The organism is Rathayibacter sp. CAU 1779 (genome assembly GCF_054551755.1).
The window spans coordinates 1073482-1094621 of sequence record NZ_JBTOLK010000001.1; the positions used below are offsets into that span (position 1 = coordinate 1073482).

Here is a 21140-nt window from a genome sequence, read left to right on the forward strand (position 1 = left end):
GTGACAGGTTTCAGCATTCCGGACCAGACGGGCAAGACAGCCGTCGTCACCGGAGCCAACAAGGGAATCGGATTCTTCACGGCCGCGGCACTCGCCGCATCCGGAGCGGATGTCGTGCTCGCCTGCCGAGACACCTCACGAGCGGATGCCGCTGCCCGCGCCATCCGCGCACGGTGCGCCGCCGACGGGGTGGCGGCATCCGTCGAGATCCTCGCGCTGGACACCGCGAGCCTGGCGAGCGTCGCGGACGCCGCAGAGGCACTGGCGAGCCGTCACCGGATCGACATCGTCGTCGCGAACGCGGGGATGGTGCATCCGCCGCGGCACCGCGAGACGACCCGCGACGGCAACGAGGTCGTCATCGCGACCAACCTGCTCGGACACTTCGCACTGCTGGCACGGCTGATGCCCGTGCTGCGTCGCTCGCCCGGCGCGCGCGTGGTGAGCCTGGGCAGCATGGCCACCCGGCTCAGTTCGTTCCTGGTGGACGACCTGCAGCTCGAACGGCACTACTCATCGTGGCGGGCGTACGCGCAGTCGAAGATCGCCGTCGAGTCGTTCGGCTTCGAGTTGGACAGGCGGATGCGCGCCGCCGAACTCGACGCCACCAGCGTCGTCGCGCATCCCGGCTACTCGATCAGCGGGCGAACGCCGCGCATCCCCGGCGTCAACGAGCCGTCGCGCGGCACCGTGTTCGCGGATTCGCTGCAGGCGCCGTTCACGCAGAGCAAGGAGCGGGGATCCTGGCCCGTACTAGCTGCGGCCACCCGAGCGGATGCTCCAGGCGGCTCGTACTGGGGCCCCAGGTGGCGCATGAAAGGGGTCCCGGCGCGGCAGGATCCGACGGCCACCGCGGCCGATCCCGCGATCGCGCGGCGCGTGTGGTCCTTCGCGGAGGCCGCGACCGGCGTCCCCTTCGAGGTGTGAGGGCCCACCAACAGCGCCATATGCGCACTATTGCGCCAGCGGGAGTGGCGCAGTAGTGCGCACATGGCGCAGTCGCACGTCCGCCGCGGCCGAGCTCGCTCAGGGAGCTCGGCGGTATCCGGGATCAGACCTCGGCGTCGGCCTCCGCATCGTCCCAGCGGCGGGGGCCCGTGCCGTCGCCCGTGTCGCCGAGGGAGTCATCGGGGTTCTGCAGCGAGCAGGTGCGCAGGCTGAGGCATCCGCATCCGATGCAGCCGGTGAGGTCGTTGCGCAGATGCTCGAGTGCGGCGATGCGGACGTCAAGCGCCTCGCGCCAATGGGACGACAGCCGGGCCCAGTCACGCTTGGTCGGAGTGCGGCCTTCCGGCAGTGAGTCCAGTGCGTCGCGGATCTCGCCGAGCGGCACCCCGACCCGCTGCGACACCCGGATGAACGCCACGCGCCGCAGCATGTCACGCCGATATCGTCGCTGGTTGCCCGCCGTGCGCTCGCTCGAGATGAGACCCTTGCGCTCGTAGAAGTGCAGTGCGGACACCGCGACGCCGCTGCGTTCCGACAGCTCGCCGACGCTCAGCTCGCGACGCGTGCCGCCCGTGATCTGGGGCATCCGCCCACCTCCTCGGCCTCAATGAAGTCCGTCCACTGCGACCTCAACAATAGATGAGGTTTCCTGGCCCGCGCTCCTTGACCTCAACCACGCTTCAGGTTTTAGCGTCGATCCCATGAGCACGCAGACGGATGCCACGCCCCGGGATTCCGCACCGCCATCCGGACGGAGCGACGCGCAGGTAACGTCGAATCACATGACGTCATCGCCCGGATCCCCGGAACAGGACGCGTCGCAGACGGCGACGAACCCCGTGGACACGGCGCCCGGCGAAGGCGTACTGGGCAGGCGGTACCGCTGGATCACGATCGGCATGAGCGCGCTCGTGCTGTTCGTCGCGTTCGAGGCGATGGCGGTCACCACGGTCATGCCGGTGATCGCCAGGGAACTGCACGGAACCTCTCTCTACACCCTCGCGTTCGCCGGCTCGACGGCGATCAGCCTCGTCGGCATGGTCGTTGCGGGCTCCTGGTGTGACAGGCGAGGGCCGTCGAGGCCGCTGGTCATCGCGGTGGTCCTCTTCGTGGCAGGGCTGGCGATCGCCGGCCTCGCGCCCGACATGCTCGTGCTCGTCGCCGGACGTCTCGTGCAGGGGCTCGGCGGTGGCGCGCTTACCGTCGCGCTCTACGTGGTGGTGGCGAGATGGTATCCGCCCCGGCTGCAGCCCATGGTGTTCGTGGGATTCTCGACGGCGTGGGTCATCCCGTCGCTCGTCGGTCCGTTCCTCGCGGGCGTGGTCGCGCAGACCGTCGGATGGCGCTGGATCTTCCTCGGCGTCATCGTGGTCGCCCTCGCCGGACTGCTGATGATCCATAGGGTGCTCGTCGGCATCCCCGACGAGCGCAACGACGACGTCGCGTGGCAGCCCGCCCGCATCGTGTGGGCGATGGTTGCGGCATCCGCCGTTCTCGTCTTGGGTTTCGCGACCGAGTTCGGCGAGTTGCTGCGCTGGATCACGTTCGTCGTGGCCGCCGTGGTGCTGGCGGTGGCGGTGCGTCCGCTGATGCCGCGCGGCACGCTCCGGGCGGTGCGCGGGCTGCCGTCGGTGCTGCTCACGCGCATCCTCATCTCCGGCGCCGAGCTGGCCGCCGAGGTGTATGTGCCCTATCTGCTGATCGACCGGTACGGGCTGTCGCCGGCGATCGCCGGGCTCGCGCTCACCGGCGGCGCTGTCGCCTGGTCGGGCGGATCCTGGGTGCAGGGCAAGCTCGGCGGCCGGGTGAGCAACCCGCGGTGGGTCGCACTCGGTGTGCTGTCCATCGCGATCGGCGTCGCGGGAACCACGCTCATCGCGGCGTTCGGGCTGTCGCCGTGGATCCTGTTCGGCGTCTGGATCTTCGCCGGCTTCGGCATGGGCATCGCCCTGCCGCGCCTGACTGTGCTCATGTTCGGCTACTCGAACCGTGACGACCAGGGCTTCAACAGCTCGGCGCAGGCCATCGCGGATGCCGTGGGTGCGGCATCCGCCGTCGCCGTCGCCGGTCTCGTGTTCACATCGCTCGCCGCGGCCGGCGGCGCGTGGCCGTACACCGCGGTCTTCGCATTCGGGACGGTTCTCACGCTGCTTGCGCTCGGCACGGCGACGCGGGTGGGACGACGGCGCTGATCGCGCGCGCGCCAATCCCTCGAGTTCCTGCAAACCTCCCGAGTTCCTGGCGCGAGTGGTCGCTTCCCGAGCGCGAAGCGACCACAGACCCCAGGTACTTCGCGGCGGGCCAGCGCCGTGCTCAGCGATCAGGGTCGACCTCGAGCGTCACCTCGACCGTGTCACCGGCCTCTCGGCCGGTGTTCTTACGGGTCTCCGCATTGAACGAGACGAGGTATCGGCCGCCCATGACGCCGATCGTGGTCTTGTACGTGTAGCCGCCGTCGATGGTGACGATGACGGGCACTCGCTTGCCGCGGGCGAAGCCCAGGACGATGTCCTCGGGAACGACGATGCCGACGTTGCGACCGCCGGTCGGCTCGAGAACGGTCTGAAATGTGGCCACGGTGTCTCCTCGATTGGCTTGCGGGATTGCGCGGTGCCCTACGGTCAGTGTTCCTGATCCCAGTGCTTGATGGAGCCGATGCGGATGTGGTTGCCGAACGGATCCCTGATGCCGAAGTCCGTGCCGTACGGCTGCTCCATCGGCTCCTGGGTGATCTCGACGCCGGCGGCCTCGACCTTCTCGAACATGCCCTGCACGTCGTCGGTGGTGAAGGCCAGCCATCCGCCACCGGCACCCTTGGTCACGAGGTCGCGGACCTGGGCGGCGGTGGCCTCGTCGTGCGCAGGGGCGCCCGGCCGCTCCAGGAGGATCTCCTTCTGGTCGCCGGGGACTCGCACCGTGAGCCACCGCATCGGTCCGAAGTCCATGTCGGCGCCGACCTCCAGGCCGAGCACCTCGGTGTAGAACGTCAGGGCTTCGTCCTGATCCAGCACGTAGATCGAGGACAGGTTGTTACGGGTCAGCATGATCAGCTTCTCCTTGTCGTTGGATGTCGGGCTCGTCGTTGGCCATGGGGCTCGTCGTCGGCCATCGAGCATCACCCTAGGCAGCGGGGAGGGCGGGCGCCTTCTCCAGAAGTGCTCGCTCCGTACGCTGGTGGTGTGGGCCGTGAGAACGAAGCCGTGAACCTGAGTCTCCTGCGCGCGCGCAACCACATGGATCGCCGCTACGCGGAGCCGCTCGACGTAAAGCAGCTCGCTGTACTCGCCTACATGACGCGAGCCCATTTCATCCGCGAGTTCAAACGCGTCTTCGGTGAAACGCCGTACCGCTACCTGCAACGCCGACGCGTTGAGCGGGCGATGTTCCTGCTGCGGCACGGCGAGGCGAGCGTGACCGACATCTGCATGGCCGTCGGATTCAGCAGCCTCGGCACCTTCAGCCGCACGTTCTCCGAGATCGTCGGCCGCTCACCGTCGGCGTACCGGGAATGGGCGGCGCAGCAGCGACTCGTCGCGCCGACCTCGTTCGCGATGCGGTGGTCGCGTCCCACCGGCAACGCCCGCTGACACATGCGGCGGCTCCCGCCGCGCGTCCGCGCCGTCCTGTGAGCCCTCCGCCCCGCGAGTTCCTGTCGCATGTGGTCGCTTCCCGGGCGCGAAGCGACCATATGGGACAGCGATTCGACCGTGCGATGCGGCGGCACGGCGTGGCGGCACGAGACGGGACGGCAGGGCAGGGCGAGCGGGGCGCGTCCGCACAGTCCCGCGAGTTCCTGTCGCATGTGGTCGCTTCCCGGGCGCGAAGCGACCACATGCGACAGCAAATTGGTGGTGCGGTGCGGTGCGGGGCGGGGCGGCGCCGACAGCGCGCGGGCTAGGCCCCCGGCGTGTAGTACTCCTGCGTCGGCGCCTGGCCGACGACCGGGCCGAAGTGCTCGGCGAGGGTGGCCTGGTGGGATGCGCGCAGCTCCTCGAGGCCGACGGTGAAGACGTCCTGCACCTCGAGCACGGGCTGCTCGCCGACGACGGCATCCGTCACGCCGATGCGCAGCACCGGGTAGTCGCGGCCCTCGCAGAGCCCGCGGAACTTCACGTCGTCCTCGCGTGGGACGGACACGATCACGCGGCCGGTCGACTCGGAGAACAGTGCTGTCGCGGCATCCACTCCGTCGCGCTCGATGATCTCGCTCAGCCACACGCGGGCGCCGACTCCGAAGCGCAGCACGCACTCGGCGAGGGCCTGCGCGAGCCCGCCGTCCGACAGGTCGTGCGCGGAGGCGATGAGGCTCTCGGTCGACCCGGCTTGGATGAGGTCGGCGAGGCGCTTCTCGCCGTCGAGGTCGACCGCGGGCGGGCGTCCTCCGAGGTGGCCGTGCACGGTGCCGGCCCACGCTGATCCGTCGAGCTCTTCGCGCGTGACGCCGAGAAGGTAGATGTTGTCGCCTGCATCCTGCCAGCCGGACGGGATGCGCCGCGCCACATCGTCGATGACGCCCAGCACACCGGCCACCGTCGTCGGGAAGATGGGGGTGTCGCCCGTCTGGTTGTAGAACGACACGTTGCCGCCGGTCACGGGGATGCCCAGCTCGAGGCAGGCATCCGACAGACCCTCGACCGCCTGCGAGAACTGCCACATCACCTCGGGGTTCTCCGGGGATCCGAAGTTGAGGCAGTCGGTGACGGCCGCGGGGGTGGCGCCCGTGACGGCGACGTTGCGGTACGCCTCGGCGAGAGCGAGGCGTGCCGCCTGCTTCGGGTCGAGCTGGCCGTAACGGCCGTTGGCGTCGGTCGCGATCGCGAAGCCGAGGCCGCTCTGCTCGTCGACGCGGATCATCCCGCCGTCGTCCGGGAACGAGAGCGCCGTGTTACCGCCGACGTAGTAGTCGTACTGGTTCGTGATCCAGCTCTTGTCGGCGAGGTTCGGGGATCCGACGAGGGCGAGGAACTGGTCGCGCAGCTGTTCGCGACCGTCCTCGGTGGAGGCGTCGGGGCGACTCAGCGTGACAGCCGAGTCGGCCTGCAGCGTGTCGATCCAGGCCGGGTATGCGACAGGACGGTCGTACACCGGACCGTCGACCGCGACGGTGCGCGGGTCGACGTCGACGATCTTCTCGCCGTGCCAGTCGATGATCAGGCGGCCGGTGTCGGTGACCTCGCCGAGCACGCTCGTCTCGACATCCCACTTCGCGGTCACGGCGAGGAACTTCTCGAGCTTGTCGGGAGTGACGACCGCCATCATGCGCTCCTGCGACTCCGACATGAGGATCTCCTCGGCCGTCAGCGTGGGGTCGCGCAGCAGCACGTTGTCGAGAGAGATGTACATGCCCCCGTCGCCGTTGGAGGCCAGCTCGCTCGTGGCGCAGGAGATGCCTGCCGCGCCGAGGTCCTGAATGCCCTCGACCAGCTTCTTCTCGAACAGCTCGAGGCAGCACTCGATGAGCACCTTCTCGGCGAACGGGTCGCCGACCTGCACGGCAGGCCGCTTCGTCGGGCCGCCGGAGGCGAACGTGTCCGAGGCGAGGATGGATGCCCCGCCGATGCCGTCCCCGCCGGTGCGCGCCCCGAAGAGCACGACCTTGTTGCCCACACCCGACGCGTTCGCCAGGTGCAGGTCCTCGTGCCGGAGCACGCCCACCGAGAGCGCATTGACCAGCGGATTGCCCTGGTACACCGGGTCGAAGTACGTCTCGCCGCCGATGTTCGGCAGACCCAGGCAGTTGCCGTAGAACGAGATGCCGCCCACCACGCCGTGCACGACGCGTGCGGTATCCGCTTCGTCGATCTTGCCGAAACGCAGCTGGTCCATCACGGCGACCGGGCGCGCGCCCATCGAGATGATGTCGCGCACGATGCCGCCGACACCGGTCGCCGCGCCCTGGAACGGCTCGATGTAGCTGGGGTGGTTGTGCGACTCGACCTTGAAGGTGACGGCCCAGCCCTCGCCGACATCGACGACGCCCGCGTTCTCGCCGATGCCCACCATGAGGTTCTTCTTCATCTCGGGCGTGACCTTCTGCCCGAACTGACGCAGGTACTTCTTGGAGCTCTTGTAGGAGCAGTGCTCACTCCACATCACCGAGTACATGGCGAGCTCACCACTCGTGGGTCGGCGGCCGAGGATCTCGCGGATGCGCGTGTACTCGTCGTCCTTGAGCCCGAGCGCCGCGTACGGTTGCTCCTTCTCCGGCGTGACAGCAGCGTTGTCGACGGTGTCGAGAGCGGATGCCAGTGCTGCAGCCGGCACCTGCGCGCCGGACTGCGTCTCGCCCTGCGAGGCGGATTCGGATGCCGTGGGCTCGGTCACGCGGCGGTCTCCTCGGGATTCTCCGGGCACCCTCGACGTGGCGTACGCAACACTGTGGACGGGTGCGCGGACGAGGGCGCAGAACACCTTGAGTCTACCGGCGACGCAGCGTGCCGACGGCCGTCAGTCGCAGGCCCATCGAGCTCTGATCGTGTCCGGCCCCGTTCTTCCGGATGGCGCGATCGCACTCAGGCGGCCCCGTCCTTGTGCCGGAGGTTCGGGAACGACCGCTTCGCGGCGAGGCCGAGCACGGCGGCGACCACCGCGAGGACGAGGGCGGGCCAGGGGATGGCATCCACTCCGCCCCGGTCGAGCGCGATGGCCCCGAGCAGCGCGCCGATGCCGATGGAACCGTTCCACGTGGCGACCACGAGCGACTGCACCAGATCGGCGGCACGGGGTGCGATGCGCATCGGGGCCGTCTGGAACAAGGTGGGAACGGCTCCGTATGCCACACCCCAGAGAGCGATGGCGCCGAGCAGCACGATCGGTGGCGCGTCGAAGGCGAAAGCCGACAGGGCGGCCACCAGCACGAGGGAGGCGACGACGACCGCGACTCGCAGTCGTCGGTCGGCGGCGATCCCCGAGATCAGCACGCCGATGATCGCGGCGACGCCGAAGACGGGAAGCGCGACGGCGAGACTCGGACCGCCAGGCGAGGCGGCCGTGAGCGGCGCGATGTACGTGTACGCGATGTTGTGTGCGAGCACGAAGGCGGCGGTCGTCGCGAGCAGGCCGGCCAGGCCCGGCGTGTGCAGCGCGGAGCGGAGCGTGTGCGCCGAGGCGCTGGTCGGGTTCGGTGCGGTGCCCTCGCCGGTGTGCAGCACCCCCTGACGAGGCAGTGCGAGCCAGCACACGACGGTCAGGATGCCGCCGACCGCCGCCACCAGCAGGAAGGACCAGCGCCAGCCGATCGCGTCCCCCAGCACGGTGGCGATCGGAAGCCCGAACGCGAAGGCGACGGGCATGCCGGCCATGGCGAGAGCGAGCGCGCGACCTGCCTGCCGCGGCGGAACGAGCCGCATGGCGTAGCCGGGAGCCATGGCCCAGAGCAGGCCGGCGAGCATCCCGCCCACCATGCGGGCGACGACGATCACCGGATACGAATCGACGGCCGCCGTCAGAGCGTTCACCGCCGAGAACCCGAGCACGAGCGTCATCAGCAGTGCCTTTCGCGGGACCCGTCTCGTGATGGCGGTGAGCGGTATCGCGGTGACGGCCGTGGTGATCGCATAGCTCGACACGAGAAGACCCACCTGGGACTCGCTGGCCCCGAGACCGCGGCTCATGGACGGCAGGAGGCCGGCCGGCATGATCTCCGTCAGCACCGCGATGAAGACGACGGTGGCGAGCGCGAGGAGCGCGCCGAACGGCAATCGGGGGGCGGCGCCCCGGGCGTCGTGCACCGCGGAATCGGCGGCCATCGTGGTCGAGACGGACACCGCGACGGCGACGGTCGACGGCGGGTCGATGGGGTGTCGTGCTTGGCGGTTCGGCTGATGTGAATCCCTGTCGATCGAATGCATATCGACAGCGTGAAACCTTGACACTAATGTCAATGTCAAGCGGATGTCGTTGGAGGTCGGAACATGCGGATCGGCGAACTGTCCAACGTCACGGGAGTTCCGACCCGGTTGCTGCGGTACTACGAGAACCAGGGCCTGCTGGCGTCGGTGCGACAGACCAACGGATACCGCGACTACGGCGACGACGCCGTGGAACGCGTCACGCAGGTGCGCGGACTCATCGAGGCGGGCATCCCGACGGCCGTGATCGGCGAGATGCTTCCGTGCCTGAGTGCCACGAGTGCGCCGATTCCGGCGATCGAAGCGGATGTCGCGCAGACGCTGCGCGAGCGGCGCAGCCAGCTGCAGAGCCGCATCGACTGCCTGGCACGCAACAGGGACGCCATCACGGAGTACCTCGACCGCGCCACGGTTCTGGACTGAGGCGGTTCGAGCCCGTCGCGCGATGCCCTAGCGGGGAGCGGGCTCGGGTCGTCCGGGCCGAGGGAACACCGACCGCATGTGATCGGAGTCGAGGTAGTCGGCGACACCGATCAGGATGAGGCTGAACACGATCTGCTCGGTCACCATCCAGAGCGGATACAGCCCGGGAATCGCCGCGAGCACGAGGGTGATGACCGGGAAGATCTTGCTGAACAGTCGCAGCCGCGAGTATCCCCAGTAGTACCCCAGCGATGCCCGCCACGCGAAGTAGAACAGGGTCGCCGTCATGCCGAGCACGACGACCGTGCGCATCCACACCGACCACTGCACCGGGATGCCGTCTGCCGCCAGCACGAGCGCGATCACGACGGCGGCGATGCCGATCGCGAACTCGAGCACGAGCAGCCACGCGATGGCGACGAACGCCCGTTTCGTGCGCGGATGCTTCAGTGAGCCGTCCTCGACGCGCACCTCCCACTGCCGACCGCCGGCGACGCGGTCGAGCCGCCGGAAGAGCGGCTCGAGTCGGTCCAGCAGTGCGACTGCCATCGTTTCCTCCCAGGTCGAGTACGGGACACCCTGTCGCTATGTTACGACCGGATGCCTGTGCACTCGTCGAGAGGTCGGGGCGGTCTTCTCATTCCCCGATGCGGAAGCCGGGGCCCGTGCCGATGTCCATCCCCCCGATGCCAAAACCGGGATCCGTATCGATGTCCATCGCCCGTACGAGGTGGGGACCGTATCGTTCAGCGGCACTTCGGTGGGACACGCCGTGCCGTGCCCGTTCCGTGCGGTGCGCCGCACGGAACTGCCGCCGGAGCGCACGGTTCCGTGAGACAGGCCGGAGCCGAGGGACGACGGCAGTGCCGGGATGTGTTCGCGAAAGACGGGACGGCGGCGACCGCTACGCGGCCTGCAGTGCAGCGATCGCCGAGGTGAAGAACGTCAGGCCGTCGACGCCGGAGCGCATGGCGGCATCCGTGTCGGGTCCGAACCCCGGCTCGGTCGCGTGCTCGGGGTGCGGCATCAGGCCGACCACGTTGCCGCGCTCGTTGGTGACGCCCGCGATGTCGTTGATGGATCCGTTCGGGTTGACGCCGACATAACGGAATGCGACGAGGCCCTCGCCCTCGAGACGCTCGATCGTCTCAGCGGATGCCACGTACTCGCCCTCGCCGTTCTTCAGCGGGATGACGATCTCCTGCGCCGTCGCGAATCCGTTGGTCCACGCGGTGGACGAGTTCTCGACACGCAAACTCTGGTCGCGACGGATGAACGTGCCGTGGTCATTGCGGATCAGCCCGCCCGGCAGCAGTCGCGCCTCGGTGAGCATCTGGAAGCCGTTGCAGATGCCGAGCACGGGCATCCCCTTGTTCGCGGCGTCGATGACCTCGCTCATGATCGGCGACAGGCTGGCGATGGCGCCGCAGCGCAGGTAGTCGCCGTAGCTGAACCCGCCGGGCAGCACGAGGGCGTCGACACCGCTCAGGTCGTGGTCGCCGTGCCAGAGGGCGACGGCTTCGGCACCCGCGGCGCGGACGGCGCGCTGGGCGTCACGGTCGTCGAGGGATCCCGGGAAGGTGACGACGCCGATGCGCATCAGGCCACCGCGCTCTCTGCCGTCGTGCCTTGCGCCGCCGCGTCGTCGACCACGTGCACGCCGACGACGTCTTCGATCACACCGTTGGAGAGCACATCCTCGGCGATCTCGCGGACTGCCGCCAGCAGCTCGTCGGTGACGACGGCATCCGTCTTCAGCTCGAACCGCTTGCCCTGCCGCACGTCGAACGTGCCGCGTCCGGTGCGCGCGAGGGCGCCGGCGATGGCCTTGCCCTGCGGGTCGAGGAGTTCCGCCTTCGGCATGACGTCTACAACGATGGTGGGCACGGAGGACTCCCTGGGGTCGAAGTGGATTGCCTCGATTCTAACGGCGCGCGGCTGGGCATTCTGCTGCGCAAGCATCCGCATCCGTTCACCCTCCGTCAACCGTGCGATAGCGGCTCGTTCGGCCTGGATGCATAGCGTCGAGGTGCGGGCGCGGGTGTAGTGCGCCGTGCCTGAAGTCGGGTCCGAAGGGCAGGGGATGAGCACACACGACGCCGTGACGACGAGTCGTCGCACCGCGGAAGAGTTCCTGTTCCGCGATCTGGACGACGCCCCGAACGAGGAGCTCGACGATCTCGACGAGGTGGACGAGATCCAGGTGGAACTCGTGGTGCTGGCGCTCGCAGGCACCACGGTCGTCGACGACGGACTCGTCGAGCGGGCCTACGAGCGGGCGCTCATCCGTTCCGGCATCGCGACGACGGCCGACGAGCGCATCCGCGCGCTGTGTTTCGTGCGCGACAACATCGGCCGTGCGAAGGCGGACGTCTTCCGCGAGCTGGCCGTGGACGCCGACCAGGCGGGCCGCGCGACGAGCGAGTTCGAGGGCGCCTTCGCGGACCTCGCAGACCGCGAGGGGATCGACGCGGTCCCGGGGGCGGAGGCGGCCATCCGTCGTCTCCGCGAGTGCGGTGTGCGGGTTGCGTTGACCACCGGGCTCAGCCGGATCACGATGCACGGCATCCTGGAAGCGCTCGGCTGGGAGCAGCTGGTCGACGTCGTGCTGTGCTCGGAGGATGTCGGCCGCGGCCGCCCGTACCCCGACATGGCCCTCACCGCGCTGCTGCGCACACGGGCGTCATCAGTCGAGGCGATGATCGTCGTCGGCGACACGGTGTCCGACATCGAAAGCGGCCTCGCAGCCGGTGCGGGCGTCACGGTGGGCGTGCTCACCGGCTCGCATGACGAGCACGCGTTGACGCAGGCGGGAGCGGATGTCGTCATCGACAGCATCGCGGACCTCCCGGCACTGCTCGGCGTGGCCGCCGACGACGCTGCGGCATCCGACGACGCTGACGCACTCGACGCCGATCTCCTCGGCGCCGACGCCGCCGACCGCTTCGACGGCTGAGGGTTCGAAAGCGGATGTCGCGTCTCCTCGAAGCCCCGCCCCCGACCGGTCAGGCCTCCTTCCCGGCCGCCACCGCGATGGTCTGGCAGGGGGTTGGCCGCGGGCATCTCGCGGTCGCCGTGCCCGGCGTGCGTCTCGCCCCGGGCGACGCGTTGGTGGCTGTGGAGCTCGCGACCGTCTGCGGATCCGATCTGCGCACGGTGCGCGGCGATCGTCAGGCCAGCACGCCACTCGTACTAGGGCACGAGCAGGTCGGAACGGTGGTGGACGTCGCGCGAGGAGCGAAGACGAGCTCGGGCGCAAAGCTCGGCATCGGGGATCGGGTGGTGTGGTCTCAGACCGTGTCGTGCGGGCGTTGCATCCGCTGCCGCCGCGGACTGCCTCAGCTCTGCCTCACCGTGCAGCGCTACGGCCACGAACGGATGCGCCGCGGCTGGGAGCTCAGCGGCGGATTCGCGACCCACGTGCATGTGCGCGCCGGGACGGCGATCGTTCCGGTCCCTTCCACGGTGCCTGCCGAGGTGCTCGCGCCGCTCTCCTGCGCCGGAGGCACCGCCGTTGCCGCACTCGACGCAGCCTGCGATGTCGTCACGCTGTGCGACGAGGTCGTCATCGTCTCCGGCGCCGGGATGCTCGGCCTCATCATCACCGCGCTCGCCAAGCGTGCGGGCGCCCGCGTCGTGGTGAGCGAGCCGCGTGCCGAGCGGCGCGACCTCGCGCTTGCCTTCGGAGCGGATGCCGTCACCGAGCCCGCATCGGCCTCGAGGTCCGGTTCGCTGAAGTCGGCCCTGCACAGGATGGGCCGCCGCGGCGACACCGTGCGCATCGCGATCGAGGCGTCGGGTGCGGGCACCGCGGTCCGCGAACTGGTGGAGTCCGTGGATGCCGGCGGCGTCGTCGTGCTCGCCGGCTCGAGCGTCCCGGACGGCGAGCTGGTCGTGGAGCCGGCCGCGTTGACCTCGCGGATGCTCACCCTCCGCGGCGTGGACCACTACACGTCAGGCCAGCTCGAACGGGCCGTCGACTTCGCCGTCGAGTGCTGGCAGAGCGTGCCGTTGGCCGCCCAGGTGGGCCGTGTGTTCGGACTCGCGGATGCGTCGGAGGCGCTCGCCGCGGCTGCCGGCGGCGCGTCACCGCGGGTCGCGGTGGCGCCGTTTCCGCGCCTCGCCTGAGTTCTCGGGGCATCCGCGAACCCGGAGGGATCCGCTCGGTTGACAGTCGATATCCCGCCTTGTATATTCCACATGGAATAATTCACATCGAATAGTTCGATCGGAGGTCCCGGATGTCGGCACTCACTCCCCTGGGGCTCGCCGTGCTCGGTCTTCTCATCGAGGGCCCGAAGCATCCGTACGAGATGTTCCAGACCTTCATCGCGCGTTCGGAGGATCGCATCGTCAAGGTGCGCCCCGGATCGCTCTACCACGCGGTCGAACGGCTCGAGAAGGACGGGCTGGTGCGCGCAACGGGCACCGAGCGCGAGGGCAACCGTCCGGAGCGCACGACGTACGAGATCACGGATGTCGGCCAGGATCGCATGCTGGAACGCATCACCGAGATGCTCTCCGAGTGGAAGTACGAGTATCCGGAGTTCCCGCTCGCCATCGCAGAGGCGCACAATCTCCCGCGTGAGACGGTCATCAGGCTCCTGCAGAAACGCGTGCTCGAGCTTCGTGCCCAACTCGAGCTCGTCGGACGTTCCGTCGATCATGTCGAAGGCAAGAACCTCGAGCGAAAGTACTGGCTCGAGGCCTCGTATCTGCGCGTGATCGTCGAGGCGGAGACCGAATGGGTCGAGAACCTCATCACAGAACTCGAAAACGGAACCATCGACTGGTGAGCGGTCGATCAGAAATGGACATCATGGACAAGCAGAGAAGTCCGTGGCCCGCGCTCTGGGCGCTGGTCATCGGATTCTTCATGATCCTCGTCGACACGACCATTGTGTCGGTCGCCAACCCCCGGATCCTCGAAGGCCTGAAGACCGACATCAACTCGGTCATCTGGGTCACGAGCGCATATCTCCTGGCCTACGCCGTTCCGCTGTTGGTCACCGGCCGCCTCGGCGACCGCTTCGGCCCCAAGAACATGTATCTCATCGGCCTCGTGCTCTTCACCGGCGCGTCGCTCTGGTGCGGATTCAGCGGCACCATCGAGATGCTCATCACGGCACGCGTCGTTCAGGGCCTTGGTGCGGCGCTCATGACGCCGCAGACGATGGCGGTGATCACCCGCACGTTCCCGCCCAACCGGCGCGGCGCAGCCATGGCGCTATGGGGTGCCACCTCCGGCGTCGCCATGCTCGTCGGCCCTCTGCTGGGCGGAGTCCTCGTCGACAGCCTCGGCTGGGAGTGGATCTTCTTCATCAACGTGCCGGTCGGCGTCGTGGCCTTCATCCTGGCGGTCGGCCTCGTGCCCAAGCTGCCGACGCATCAGCACACGTTCGACATCCTCGGCGTCGTGCTCAGCGCCGTCGGATTGTTCCTGCTGGTCTTCGGCATCCAGGAGGGCGAGACGTACGACTGGGGCACCATCGCCGGACCCATCACGGTCTGGGGGCTGATCATCGCGGGTCTTGTCGTGCTGGCCGTGTTCGTGCTGTGGCAGGCGTTCAACAAGAAGGGCGAGCCGCTGATGCCGCTGAAGCTCTTCCGCGATCGCAACTTCTCGCTCGCCAGCTTCGCCATCAGCACGGTCGGATTCTCCGTCTCGAGCATGTCGCTGCCGCTCATCTTCTTCGCGCAGCTCGTGCTCGGCTTCACGCCGACCCAGTCGGCGCTGCTGATGGTGCCGATGGCCGTCGTCGTGCTGCCGCTCTCCCCGATCGTCGGACGGCTGGTGGACCGGGTCCACCCGCGCTACCTGGCGTTCTTCGGCCTGTTCGTCATGGCGCTCGGCCTGCTCTGGTACGCCGCGTGGCTCGACCCGAACGTGGATCTGTGGCCGCGGCTGCTGCTGCCGAGCGTCGTGCTGGGCATCGGAAACGCGTTCATCTGGTCTCCGCTGTCGGTCACGGCGACGCACAACCTGCCGCCGGCGCAGGCAGGCGCCGGAGCGGGCATCTACAACACGGTGCGTCAGATCGGAAGCGTCCTGGGCAGTGCAGCGATCGCGGCGCTCATCCAGGCTCGCCTCACGGCCAACGGTCTGCACTCGGCATCATCCGGTGCGGAGATCAGCGGTTCGAAGCTGCCCGCTTTCGTGCAGCAGCCGTTCGCGGATGCCATGGCCCAGTCGATGCTGCTGCCCGCTGCGGTCGCTCTCCTCGGTGCCGTCGTTGTGCTGTTCTTCGTGCGTCCGCGCGACACCGGACAGTGGTCGGCGACGCAGGGCACTCCGGTGGTGAACCAGGCGCCGCAGCCCGTCGAGAGCTGAGCCCTTCGACCGCACCGCTATTGCGCCATTTGCGCACTACCGCGCCCCTCTAGGTGGCGCGGTAGTGCGCAAATGGCGCGACTGCTCGCTCCGCCCCGACGGGGGTCACTCTTTGGATGCCGACGCCGTGAGCCGGATCGCGTTCGCCCACGGATCCTCGAAGCTCAGCGCGCGGCCGTCGTCGCGCACCTGCACACGGTAGTGCGCCATGCGCTCGGCCACCGAGCCGAGGTCGTCCGAGGTGGGCAGCACGATGTCCACACGGCCGAGGCCGAGTGCGGGCATCCGTCGTCCTGCGCCCCTGCTGTTCCACGTGTTCATGGCCATGTGGTGGTGGTATCCGCCCGCGCTGACGAAAAGCGCGGAGCCGCCGAGCTCAGCGGTCGTGTCGAATCCGAGACGGTTCACGTAGAACTCCCGTGCGGAGTCGACATCGCCGACGGAGAGGTGCACGTGTCCGACGCTGGCGTCTCCGATGATCGGATCCGCGATGGCCTCATCCGTGAGGTTCTCGCGCAGGAACTCGTTCGGGTCGAGGAAGAGCGTGTCCATCTCGACGTGTCCGTGCGTCCAGCTCCACTGTGTGCGGTCGCGGTCCCAGTACAGTTCGACGCCGTTGCCCTCCGGATCGGTGAAGTAGAACGCCTGGCTCACCAGGTGGTCTGAGCTGCCGGTGAACGTGCCAGGCGCGTGCACGGCGACCGAGTAGACGGCGGCAGCAAGGGCTGCGCGCGACTCGAACAGGATCGCCGTGTGGAACAGCCCGGCTGACCGCGGGGCCGCGTGGCGCAGCTCTGGGCTGTACTGCAGCACGATGACGGGCGTCGTGCCACGGCCGAGCACCACGCGGTCGCCTTCGGCGGAGAGGATGCGCAGGGTGACGGCATCCCTGTAGTAGGCGGTCATCGCATCGAGGTCGCCGACCAGCAGCGTCACTGCGCCCATCGCGGTGTCCGCGGCGAGACGGTCGAAGTCCTGGAGGTTCATTGCACCTACAACTAAATCGCGCGTGGGTTCATTCCCACTCGGCCGCGCGTCGTTGTGCGCCGGCGAATGCCGATGGCCGTTCAGTCTCCGGACAGACGCTCCAGCAGCTCGCGGTAGCGCGCGGCGGTGCGCTGCACGACGTCCTGCGGCAGCTCGGGCGGAACGCCCTGCTTGTCCCAGTTGGCCGACAGCCAGTCCCGCACGATCTGCTTGTCGAAGCTCGCCATGCGCTCGGCCGGGGTCGAGGCTGTGCGCCAGGTCTCGGCATCCCAGTAGCGGCTGGAGTCGCTGGTGAGCACCTCGTCGGCGAGCGTCAGCTCGCCCGTCGTCTTGTCCGCGCCGAACTCGAACTTGGTGTCCGCCAGGATGAGTCCGCGCGCCTCGGCGATGGCGGATGCCCGCCGATAGATGTCGAGAGCAGCGTCGCGAAGCCGCGTGGCGGCATCCGCTCCGACCAGCTCCACGGTGCGCTCGAAGCTGATGTTCTCGTCGTGCTCGCCCTGCTGTGCCTTGAACGCCGGCGTGTAGATGGGCTCGGGCAGGCGGTCGCCGTTCTGCAGCCCGGCGGGAAGCGGGATGCCGCAGACGCTCTGCGACTGCTGGTACTCGAGCCAGCCGGTGCCGGTGAGGTAGCCGCGCACGACGCATTCGATCGGGTACATGTCCAGCGGCTTGACGAGCATCGCGCGTCCGGCCACGGCCGCCGGAATGCGTTCGCTGCCGTCGACTCCATGATCGGCGACGAGATGGTTCGGCACGTCGTCGAGCCGGTCGAACCACCACAGCGACAGGGTGGTGAGCAGCTCGCCCTTGCCGGGGATGCCCGGCTCGAGCACGAAGTCGAACGCGCTCACCCGGTCGCTGGCGACCACGAGCAGGGCGTCGGCGGATTCGACGGATGCCGTCCCCTGCGGAACATAGAGATCGCGCACCTTGCCCGAGTACACGTGGTTCCAGCCGGGAAGAGTCTGCGCGGTCACCCGCTCATGCTATCGAGCCGCCATGGTCCCGCGCCCGGCCGCCGTGTCAGGATGAGACGTCGGCTCGTGGGGAACCGACAGGGGGAAAGGGGCCGACATGCGTCGCGCCATGATCGGAACGCTCAGCGACAGCGAGTTCACCCTCGTCGCCGAGACGGAGAAGGACTCGCTGGCAGCTCTCGACGAGGATGCGCTGCTGGAGCTGCACGGCCGCATCCGTCGGGCTCGCAACAAGTACACCGGCATCTACCGGCGCAACGCTGCCGCTCGCATCGACGACGTCGCGGCCAGGGGCAAGGCGTACGCGCAGAACCAACGAGATCGCGACAAGGCGGAAGTGTTCGAGGATGCCCTCGCTCGCGTCAGCAGGCAGATCGCGGTGGTCGCCAGGCAGGCCGCCGTCGAACTGCGCACGGAACGGCTCGAGGCGGTGCAGAGCCGCGGATCCGGTCCGGATCTCGCCTCGGCGCCGGCGTCGGGCGTCGGCCCTGGTGTCACTCGCTCGCACCAGAAGACGACGGGAGGCGTCAAGCGGGACGCCGGGACGCGTGCCATGGGTGCCAGGCGCCAGGCGAAGAAGGATTCGCGCTGATCGCATCGGTGTGCGACGGCGGAGCGCTGCCCGCGTCATCGTGTCTGGGCGTGCGTGCCTGCCGTCCTTCGCCCTCGTCGCAGTCGCGCTATCCGGCGCCGTTCGAGCAGGTCTGCGTCGCCGCCGTCTGCCCGTAGACGTTGCTGCCGAGGGTCACCGGCGTGGAGGTCTGGCTCGGCGTTGCCGACGACGAGCCCGTCGCCCTGGACTTCGATGACGACTTCGATGACGACTTCGACGACGAGGACGGAGCCGGCGTCGCCGTCGCGCTCGGCTGCGTGATCGGCGTGGTCGACGTGGTGACAGATCCTTCGCCTGCGCCCGCCGTCAGTTGCACAGGCTGATCGTTCACGAGTGCCTGGTCGAGCGTCTGCGCCGACTCCGCGTCGGGAATCACGCGGTTCGGGTCGTCGGGATCCGTCAGCACCGGATACTGCAGGAACGTGATGTTGCTCCACTGCAGATTCTTCATCGCTGCCGCGATCTGATAGAGGGTCGTGATGTTGTCGAGGCTGTCGGAGAGGGTGATGTTGCTGGTTGCGGCTTTCGCGAGGCCCCACAGCTTGACGGGATTCGTCAGGGTGCCGGCGCTCATCACGGTGCGGGCCAGCGCGCCGAAGAACACCTGCTGGTTGCTCAGGCGATCCAGGTCGGATCCGCCGACCACGCCGTGACGGGTGCGCAGGAACTCCGCGGCATTCTGGCCCTGCAGCGTCACCTCGCCCGGCGGCAGGTCCAGGCTGGTGTCTGGGTCGTCGATGCCGTCCCCGCCGATGCAGACCTGCACGCCGCCCACCGCGTTCGAGAGGGCCACGACTCCGTCGAAGGTGACGAGCCCGGCGAACGGGATGTTCACGCCCGTGAGCTCGTGGATGGTGCTCACCACGCAGGACAGGCCGCCCTCGGACAGCGTCGTGTTCAGCATGGCCTGGTCCTGAGCGTCGATCGTGCCGCCGGACGACGACGTGCACGCCGGAATGGGGACCTCCAGGTCACGCGGGAACTGCACGACGGTCAGGCGCGTGTGGTCGGAGGAGAGATGGATGAGCACGTTGTCGTCGTTGTTCCCGATGCCGGCGCTGTCGTCGAGCGTGCCCCACGCGTCGCCCTGCCCGGTGCGCGTATCCGACGCCACCATCAGGATGTTCACCCCGCCCTTGAGCGCTGCGATGTTCGGGATGACGCCGCCGTCGGCCGCCTCACCTGCGAGGTGTACGGAGTGCTTGGTCGTGCTGACGAGGTTCACGGCGGCGACCCCGGAGATCCCGAGCACGCTCACGACCGCCACGGCGGCGACGGATGCCACCACCTTTCCGAGCGTGACCCAGGGGTGCGCGTGCAGTCGGCCGTGGCGCGCGATCCCGCGGAGGGGACGCTGCGCAGGCGACGACGTGCCGCGTGCGGCCCTTCGCGATCCGGTCTCGCTCATGCACACCCCTTCGCGGCGGAGCTCCGATCCGCCGACTCCATCGTGAATCCCTCTCATGTGGCGAATTCCTGACAGAGCGATCACGAGGATGAGAGGGCCCGCAGGTTCGTGTGATTTCCGCGCGGGATATCCTCCGTTCTGGTGTGAGACGCGATCATCGTGCACAATTGTTCTAACTCACTACAAAAGGCGTGTCGGCGACGTGTGTCGCCCGCACCATCGGAGCTCACGCGCTGGGGGACCCGCGCGAGGCAGGAGAGGCGACGTGGCCGAATCGGCGGGAACCAACTGGGCAGGCAACTACACATATACGGCGAGCTCTGTGGCGCATCCGTCGTCCGTGGAGGACGTGCAGGAGGCAGTGCGGGCCGCAGTCGCGGCCGGATCCACGGTGCGTGCCCTTGGTACGCGGCACTGCTTCAACGACATCGCCGACACCGCCGGCACACAGCTGGTGACGGCGTCGCTCCCCGAGCGCTTCGACCTCGACGAGGCGGCACGCACGGTGACGGTGTCCGCGGGCGCCAGGTACGGTGACGTCGCCCTGCAGCTAGATGCCGCCGGCTGGGCGCTCCCGAACCTCGCCTCCCTGCCGCACATCTCCGTCGCCGGGGCGATCGCCACCGCGACCCACGGGTCAGGTGACCGCAACGTGAACCTTGCCGCCGTGGTGAGCGGGATCGAGTTCGTCGACGGAGCCGGCGAGTTCCGCACGCTGAGCCGTGACGACACCGACTTCGCGGGCGCGGTCGTCGGGATCGGCGCACTCGGCATTCTCACAGCCGTCACGCTCGACGTCGTGCCGACGTTCGAGGTGGCGCAGACCGTCTACAACGGCCTCGACTGGGACACAGTGCTGGAGAACTTCGACGCGATCACGTCGGCCGCATACAGCGTCAGCATGTTCACCGGATGGGTCGACGGCGTGCAGCAGGTCTGGGTCAAGCAGCGCGTCGGCGCCGGATACCCTGCTGCTCCCGAGACGTTCTTCGGATCTGCGCAGTCACGAGAGAAGCGGCATCCGCTCCCCGGGGTCGACGCAACGGCCTGCACCGATCAGTTCGGCGTGCCCGGGCCGTGGTACGACCGGCTGCCGCACTTCAAGCTGGCGTTCACGCCGTCCAACGGCGAGGAGATCCAGAGCGAGTACCTCGTGCCGCGTGACCGCGCGGTGGACGCGATCCGCGCGCTGCTCCCGCTCGCCGAGCGGATCGCACCCGTGCTGCAGGTGACGGAGCTGCGCACCGTCGCCGCCGACGACCTCTGGCTCAGCTCGGCGTACGAGACCGATGTGCTCGGCATCCACTTCACGTGGAAGCGCGAGCAGGCCGCAGTCGAGGCGGTGCTCCCGGCGATCGAGGCTGCGCTCTTCCCGCTCGGCGCTCGCCCGCACTGGGGGAAGCTGTTCCTCGACACGGAGCACGTCGTGCCGTCGCTGTATCCGCGGTTCGACGACTTCCGCGCGCTCGTGGCGAAGTACGACCCGAACGGCGTCTTCGGCAACGCGTACCTGAAGCGCCTGCTGGGCTGAGGCGGTCCCTCGTCGAGCCCGCGTGTTCTTCCTCGAACCCCCCCTTATCGTCGAGCCACCCCGTTACAT

General features: G+C 68.6%; 21 protein-coding genes. 10 read left to right on the forward strand and 11 right to left on the reverse strand.

The annotated features are described in order from the left end of the window. Complete coding sequence (locus tag ACX9R5_RS04910) at positions 1-927, forward strand: SDR family NAD(P)-dependent oxidoreductase (RefSeq protein ID WP_459407878.1); 927 nt, start codon at positions 1-3, stop codon at positions 925-927. A gap of 124 nt (positions 928-1051) precedes the next feature. Here ACX9R5_RS04910 and soxR read toward each other — a convergent pair whose 3' ends face one another. Beyond that, complete coding sequence (soxR, locus tag ACX9R5_RS04915) at positions 1052-1534, reverse strand: redox-sensitive transcriptional activator SoxR (RefSeq protein WP_459407879.1); 483 nt, start codon at positions 1532-1534, stop codon at positions 1052-1054. Positions 1535-1730: 196 nt separating this feature from the next. Here soxR and ACX9R5_RS04920 point away from each other — a divergent pair, with 196 nt between their 5' ends. Continuing rightward, complete coding sequence (locus tag ACX9R5_RS04920) at positions 1731-3140, forward strand: MFS transporter (RefSeq protein ID WP_459407880.1); 1410 nt, start codon at positions 1731-1733, stop codon at positions 3138-3140. Positions 3141-3261: 121 nt separating this feature from the next. On the opposite strand, the gene ACX9R5_RS04925 is transcribed toward ACX9R5_RS04920, so the two are convergent. After that, on the reverse strand, positions 3262-3525 hold the full coding sequence (locus ACX9R5_RS04925; RefSeq protein ID WP_459407881.1) for a DUF1905 domain-containing protein: 264 nt from the start codon (positions 3523-3525) through the stop codon (positions 3262-3264). Positions 3526-3569: 44 nt separating this feature from the next. Then, entirely contained in the window at positions 3570-3992 is a 423-nt protein-coding gene (locus ACX9R5_RS04930; protein WP_459407882.1) for a VOC family protein, read from the reverse strand. A 135-nt stretch (positions 3993-4127) separates the two neighbouring features. Here ACX9R5_RS04930 and ACX9R5_RS04935 point away from each other — a divergent pair, with 135 nt between their 5' ends. Next, a complete protein-coding gene (locus ACX9R5_RS04935; protein WP_459407883.1) occupies positions 4128-4535 on the forward strand; it encodes a helix-turn-helix domain-containing protein in 408 nt (135 codons plus the stop codon). 307 nt (positions 4536-4842) lie between these two features. Here ACX9R5_RS04935 and purL read toward each other — a convergent pair whose 3' ends face one another. Next, positions 4843-7212 carry a phosphoribosylformylglycinamidine synthase subunit PurL gene (purL, locus tag ACX9R5_RS04940; protein ID WP_459409040.1) on the reverse strand — a complete coding sequence of 790 codons (2370 nt, stop codon included), beginning with the start codon at positions 7210-7212 and terminating at the stop codon, positions 4843-4845. 248 nt (positions 7213-7460) lie between these two features. Continuing rightward, positions 7461-8798, reverse strand: a complete 1338-nt coding sequence (locus ACX9R5_RS04945) for an MFS transporter (protein WP_459407884.1) — start codon at positions 8796-8798, stop codon at positions 7461-7463. A 63-nt stretch (positions 8799-8861) separates the two neighbouring features. On the opposite strand from ACX9R5_RS04945, the gene ACX9R5_RS04950 reads away from it, so the two are divergent. Further along, complete coding sequence (locus ACX9R5_RS04950; RefSeq protein WP_459407885.1) at positions 8862-9221, forward strand: MerR family transcriptional regulator; 360 nt, start codon at positions 8862-8864, stop codon at positions 9219-9221. A 27-nt stretch (positions 9222-9248) separates the two neighbouring features. Here ACX9R5_RS04950 and ACX9R5_RS04955 read toward each other — a convergent pair whose 3' ends face one another. The 3 genes from ACX9R5_RS04955 to ACX9R5_RS04965 all read right to left on the reverse strand — a co-directional run bounded on the left by ACX9R5_RS04955 (position 9249) and on the right by ACX9R5_RS04965 (position 11108). Continuing rightward, the gene (locus ACX9R5_RS04955; protein ID WP_459407886.1) at positions 9249-9770 is read right to left on the reverse strand and encodes a hypothetical protein; all 522 of its coding nucleotides are present in this window, start codon (positions 9768-9770) and stop codon (positions 9249-9251) included. 355 nt (positions 9771-10125) lie between these two features. Beyond that, on the reverse strand, positions 10126-10821 hold the full coding sequence (gene purQ / locus ACX9R5_RS04960; protein ID WP_459407887.1) for a phosphoribosylformylglycinamidine synthase subunit PurQ: 696 nt from the start codon (positions 10819-10821) through the stop codon (positions 10126-10128). Then, positions 10821-11108, reverse strand: a complete 288-nt coding sequence (locus tag ACX9R5_RS04965; RefSeq protein WP_459407888.1) for a phosphoribosylformylglycinamidine synthase subunit PurS — start codon at positions 11106-11108, stop codon at positions 10821-10823. The genes purQ and ACX9R5_RS04965 overlap by 1 nt, the downstream gene beginning before the upstream one ends. A gap of 196 nt (positions 11109-11304) precedes the next feature. On the opposite strand from ACX9R5_RS04965, the gene ACX9R5_RS04970 reads away from it, so the two are divergent. The 4 genes from ACX9R5_RS04970 (at position 11305) to ACX9R5_RS04985 (ending at position 15552) form a co-directional block, all read left to right on the forward strand. Next, positions 11305-12177 (forward strand): HAD family hydrolase, encoded by an 873-nt coding sequence (locus ACX9R5_RS04970; protein WP_459407889.1) that lies wholly within the window; start codon positions 11305-11307, stop codon positions 12175-12177. Positions 12178-12191: 14 nt separating this feature from the next. Then, complete coding sequence (locus ACX9R5_RS04975; RefSeq protein ID WP_459407890.1) at positions 12192-13349, forward strand: alcohol dehydrogenase catalytic domain-containing protein; 1158 nt, start codon at positions 12192-12194, stop codon at positions 13347-13349. Between the two features lie 113 nt (positions 13350-13462). Next, positions 13463-14017, forward strand: coding sequence for a PadR family transcriptional regulator (locus tag ACX9R5_RS04980; protein WP_459407891.1), 555 nt, complete (start codon positions 13463-13465; stop codon positions 14015-14017). 23 nt (positions 14018-14040) lie between these two features. After that, positions 14041-15552: an MFS transporter gene (locus ACX9R5_RS04985; protein WP_459407892.1), complete on the forward strand. Its 1512-nt coding sequence runs from the start codon at positions 14041-14043 to the stop codon at positions 15550-15552. Positions 15553-15657: 105 nt separating this feature from the next. Here the strand turns inward: ACX9R5_RS04985 and ACX9R5_RS04990 are convergent, their stop codons facing one another. Together ACX9R5_RS04990 and ACX9R5_RS04995 are read right to left on the reverse strand one after the other, a co-directional pair. Beyond that, on the reverse strand, positions 15658-16539 hold the full coding sequence (locus ACX9R5_RS04990; protein ID WP_459407893.1) for a VOC family protein: 882 nt from the start codon (positions 16537-16539) through the stop codon (positions 15658-15660). Between the two features lie 80 nt (positions 16540-16619). Further along, positions 16620-17519, reverse strand: a complete 900-nt coding sequence (locus tag ACX9R5_RS04995; protein ID WP_459407894.1) for a phosphoribosylaminoimidazolesuccinocarboxamide synthase — start codon at positions 17517-17519, stop codon at positions 16620-16622. 97 nt (positions 17520-17616) lie between these two features. Between ACX9R5_RS04995 and ACX9R5_RS05000 the strand changes: the two genes are divergently transcribed. Further along, positions 17617-18111 carry a hypothetical protein gene (locus ACX9R5_RS05000; protein WP_459407895.1) on the forward strand — a complete coding sequence of 165 codons (495 nt, stop codon included), beginning with the start codon at positions 17617-17619 and terminating at the stop codon, positions 18109-18111. An 88-nt stretch (positions 18112-18199) separates the two neighbouring features. On the opposite strand, the gene ACX9R5_RS05005 is transcribed toward ACX9R5_RS05000, so the two are convergent. Beyond that, the gene (locus tag ACX9R5_RS05005; protein WP_459407896.1) at positions 18200-19540 is read right to left on the reverse strand and encodes an LCP family protein; all 1341 of its coding nucleotides are present in this window, start codon (positions 19538-19540) and stop codon (positions 18200-18202) included. Between the two features lie 265 nt (positions 19541-19805). Between ACX9R5_RS05005 and ACX9R5_RS05010 the strand changes: the two genes are divergently transcribed. After that, entirely contained in the window at positions 19806-21071 is a 1266-nt protein-coding gene (locus ACX9R5_RS05010; RefSeq protein WP_459407897.1) for a D-arabinono-1,4-lactone oxidase, read from the forward strand. Positions 21072-21140 lie beyond the last annotated feature (69 nt).

Bases quoted from the DNA above. Each gene is read 5' to 3' on its own strand.
- ACX9R5_RS05000 (WP_459407895.1), top strand. From the start codon at position 17,617: ATGCGTCGCGCCATGATCGGAACGCTCAGCGACAGCGAGTTCACCCTC.
- ACX9R5_RS04945 (WP_459407884.1), bottom strand. From the start codon at position 8,798: ATGCATTCGATCGACAGGGATTCACATCAGCCGAACCGCCAAGCACGA.
- purQ (WP_459407887.1), bottom strand. From the start codon at position 10,821: ATGCGCATCGGCGTCGTCACCTTCCCGGGATCCCTCGACGACCGTGAC.
- soxR (WP_459407879.1), bottom strand. From the start codon at position 1,534: ATGCCCCAGATCACGGGCGGCACGCGTCGCGAGCTGAGCGTCGGCGAG.
- ACX9R5_RS04950 (WP_459407885.1), top strand. From the start codon at position 8,862: ATGCGGATCGGCGAACTGTCCAACGTCACGGGAGTTCCGACCCGGTTG.
- ACX9R5_RS05005 (WP_459407896.1), bottom strand. From the start codon at position 19,540: ATGAGCGAGACCGGATCGCGAAGGGCCGCACGCGGCACGTCGTCGCCT.
- ACX9R5_RS04975 (WP_459407890.1), top strand. From the start codon at position 12,192: ATGTCGCGTCTCCTCGAAGCCCCGCCCCCGACCGGTCAGGCCTCCTTC.
- ACX9R5_RS04985 (WP_459407892.1), top strand. From the start codon at position 14,041: ATGGACAAGCAGAGAAGTCCGTGGCCCGCGCTCTGGGCGCTGGTCATC.
- ACX9R5_RS04955 (WP_459407886.1), bottom strand. From the start codon at position 9,770: ATGGCAGTCGCACTGCTGGACCGACTCGAGCCGCTCTTCCGGCGGCTC.
- ACX9R5_RS04980 (WP_459407891.1), top strand. From the start codon at position 13,463: ATGTCGGCACTCACTCCCCTGGGGCTCGCCGTGCTCGGTCTTCTCATC.
- ACX9R5_RS04920 (WP_459407880.1), top strand. From the start codon at position 1,731: ATGACGTCATCGCCCGGATCCCCGGAACAGGACGCGTCGCAGACGGCG.
- ACX9R5_RS04970 (WP_459407889.1), top strand. From the start codon at position 11,305: ATGAGCACACACGACGCCGTGACGACGAGTCGTCGCACCGCGGAAGAG.
- ACX9R5_RS04930 (WP_459407882.1), bottom strand. From the start codon at position 3,992: ATGCTGACCCGTAACAACCTGTCCTCGATCTACGTGCTGGATCAGGAC.
- ACX9R5_RS04990 (WP_459407893.1), bottom strand. From the start codon at position 16,539: ATGAACCTCCAGGACTTCGACCGTCTCGCCGCGGACACCGCGATGGGC.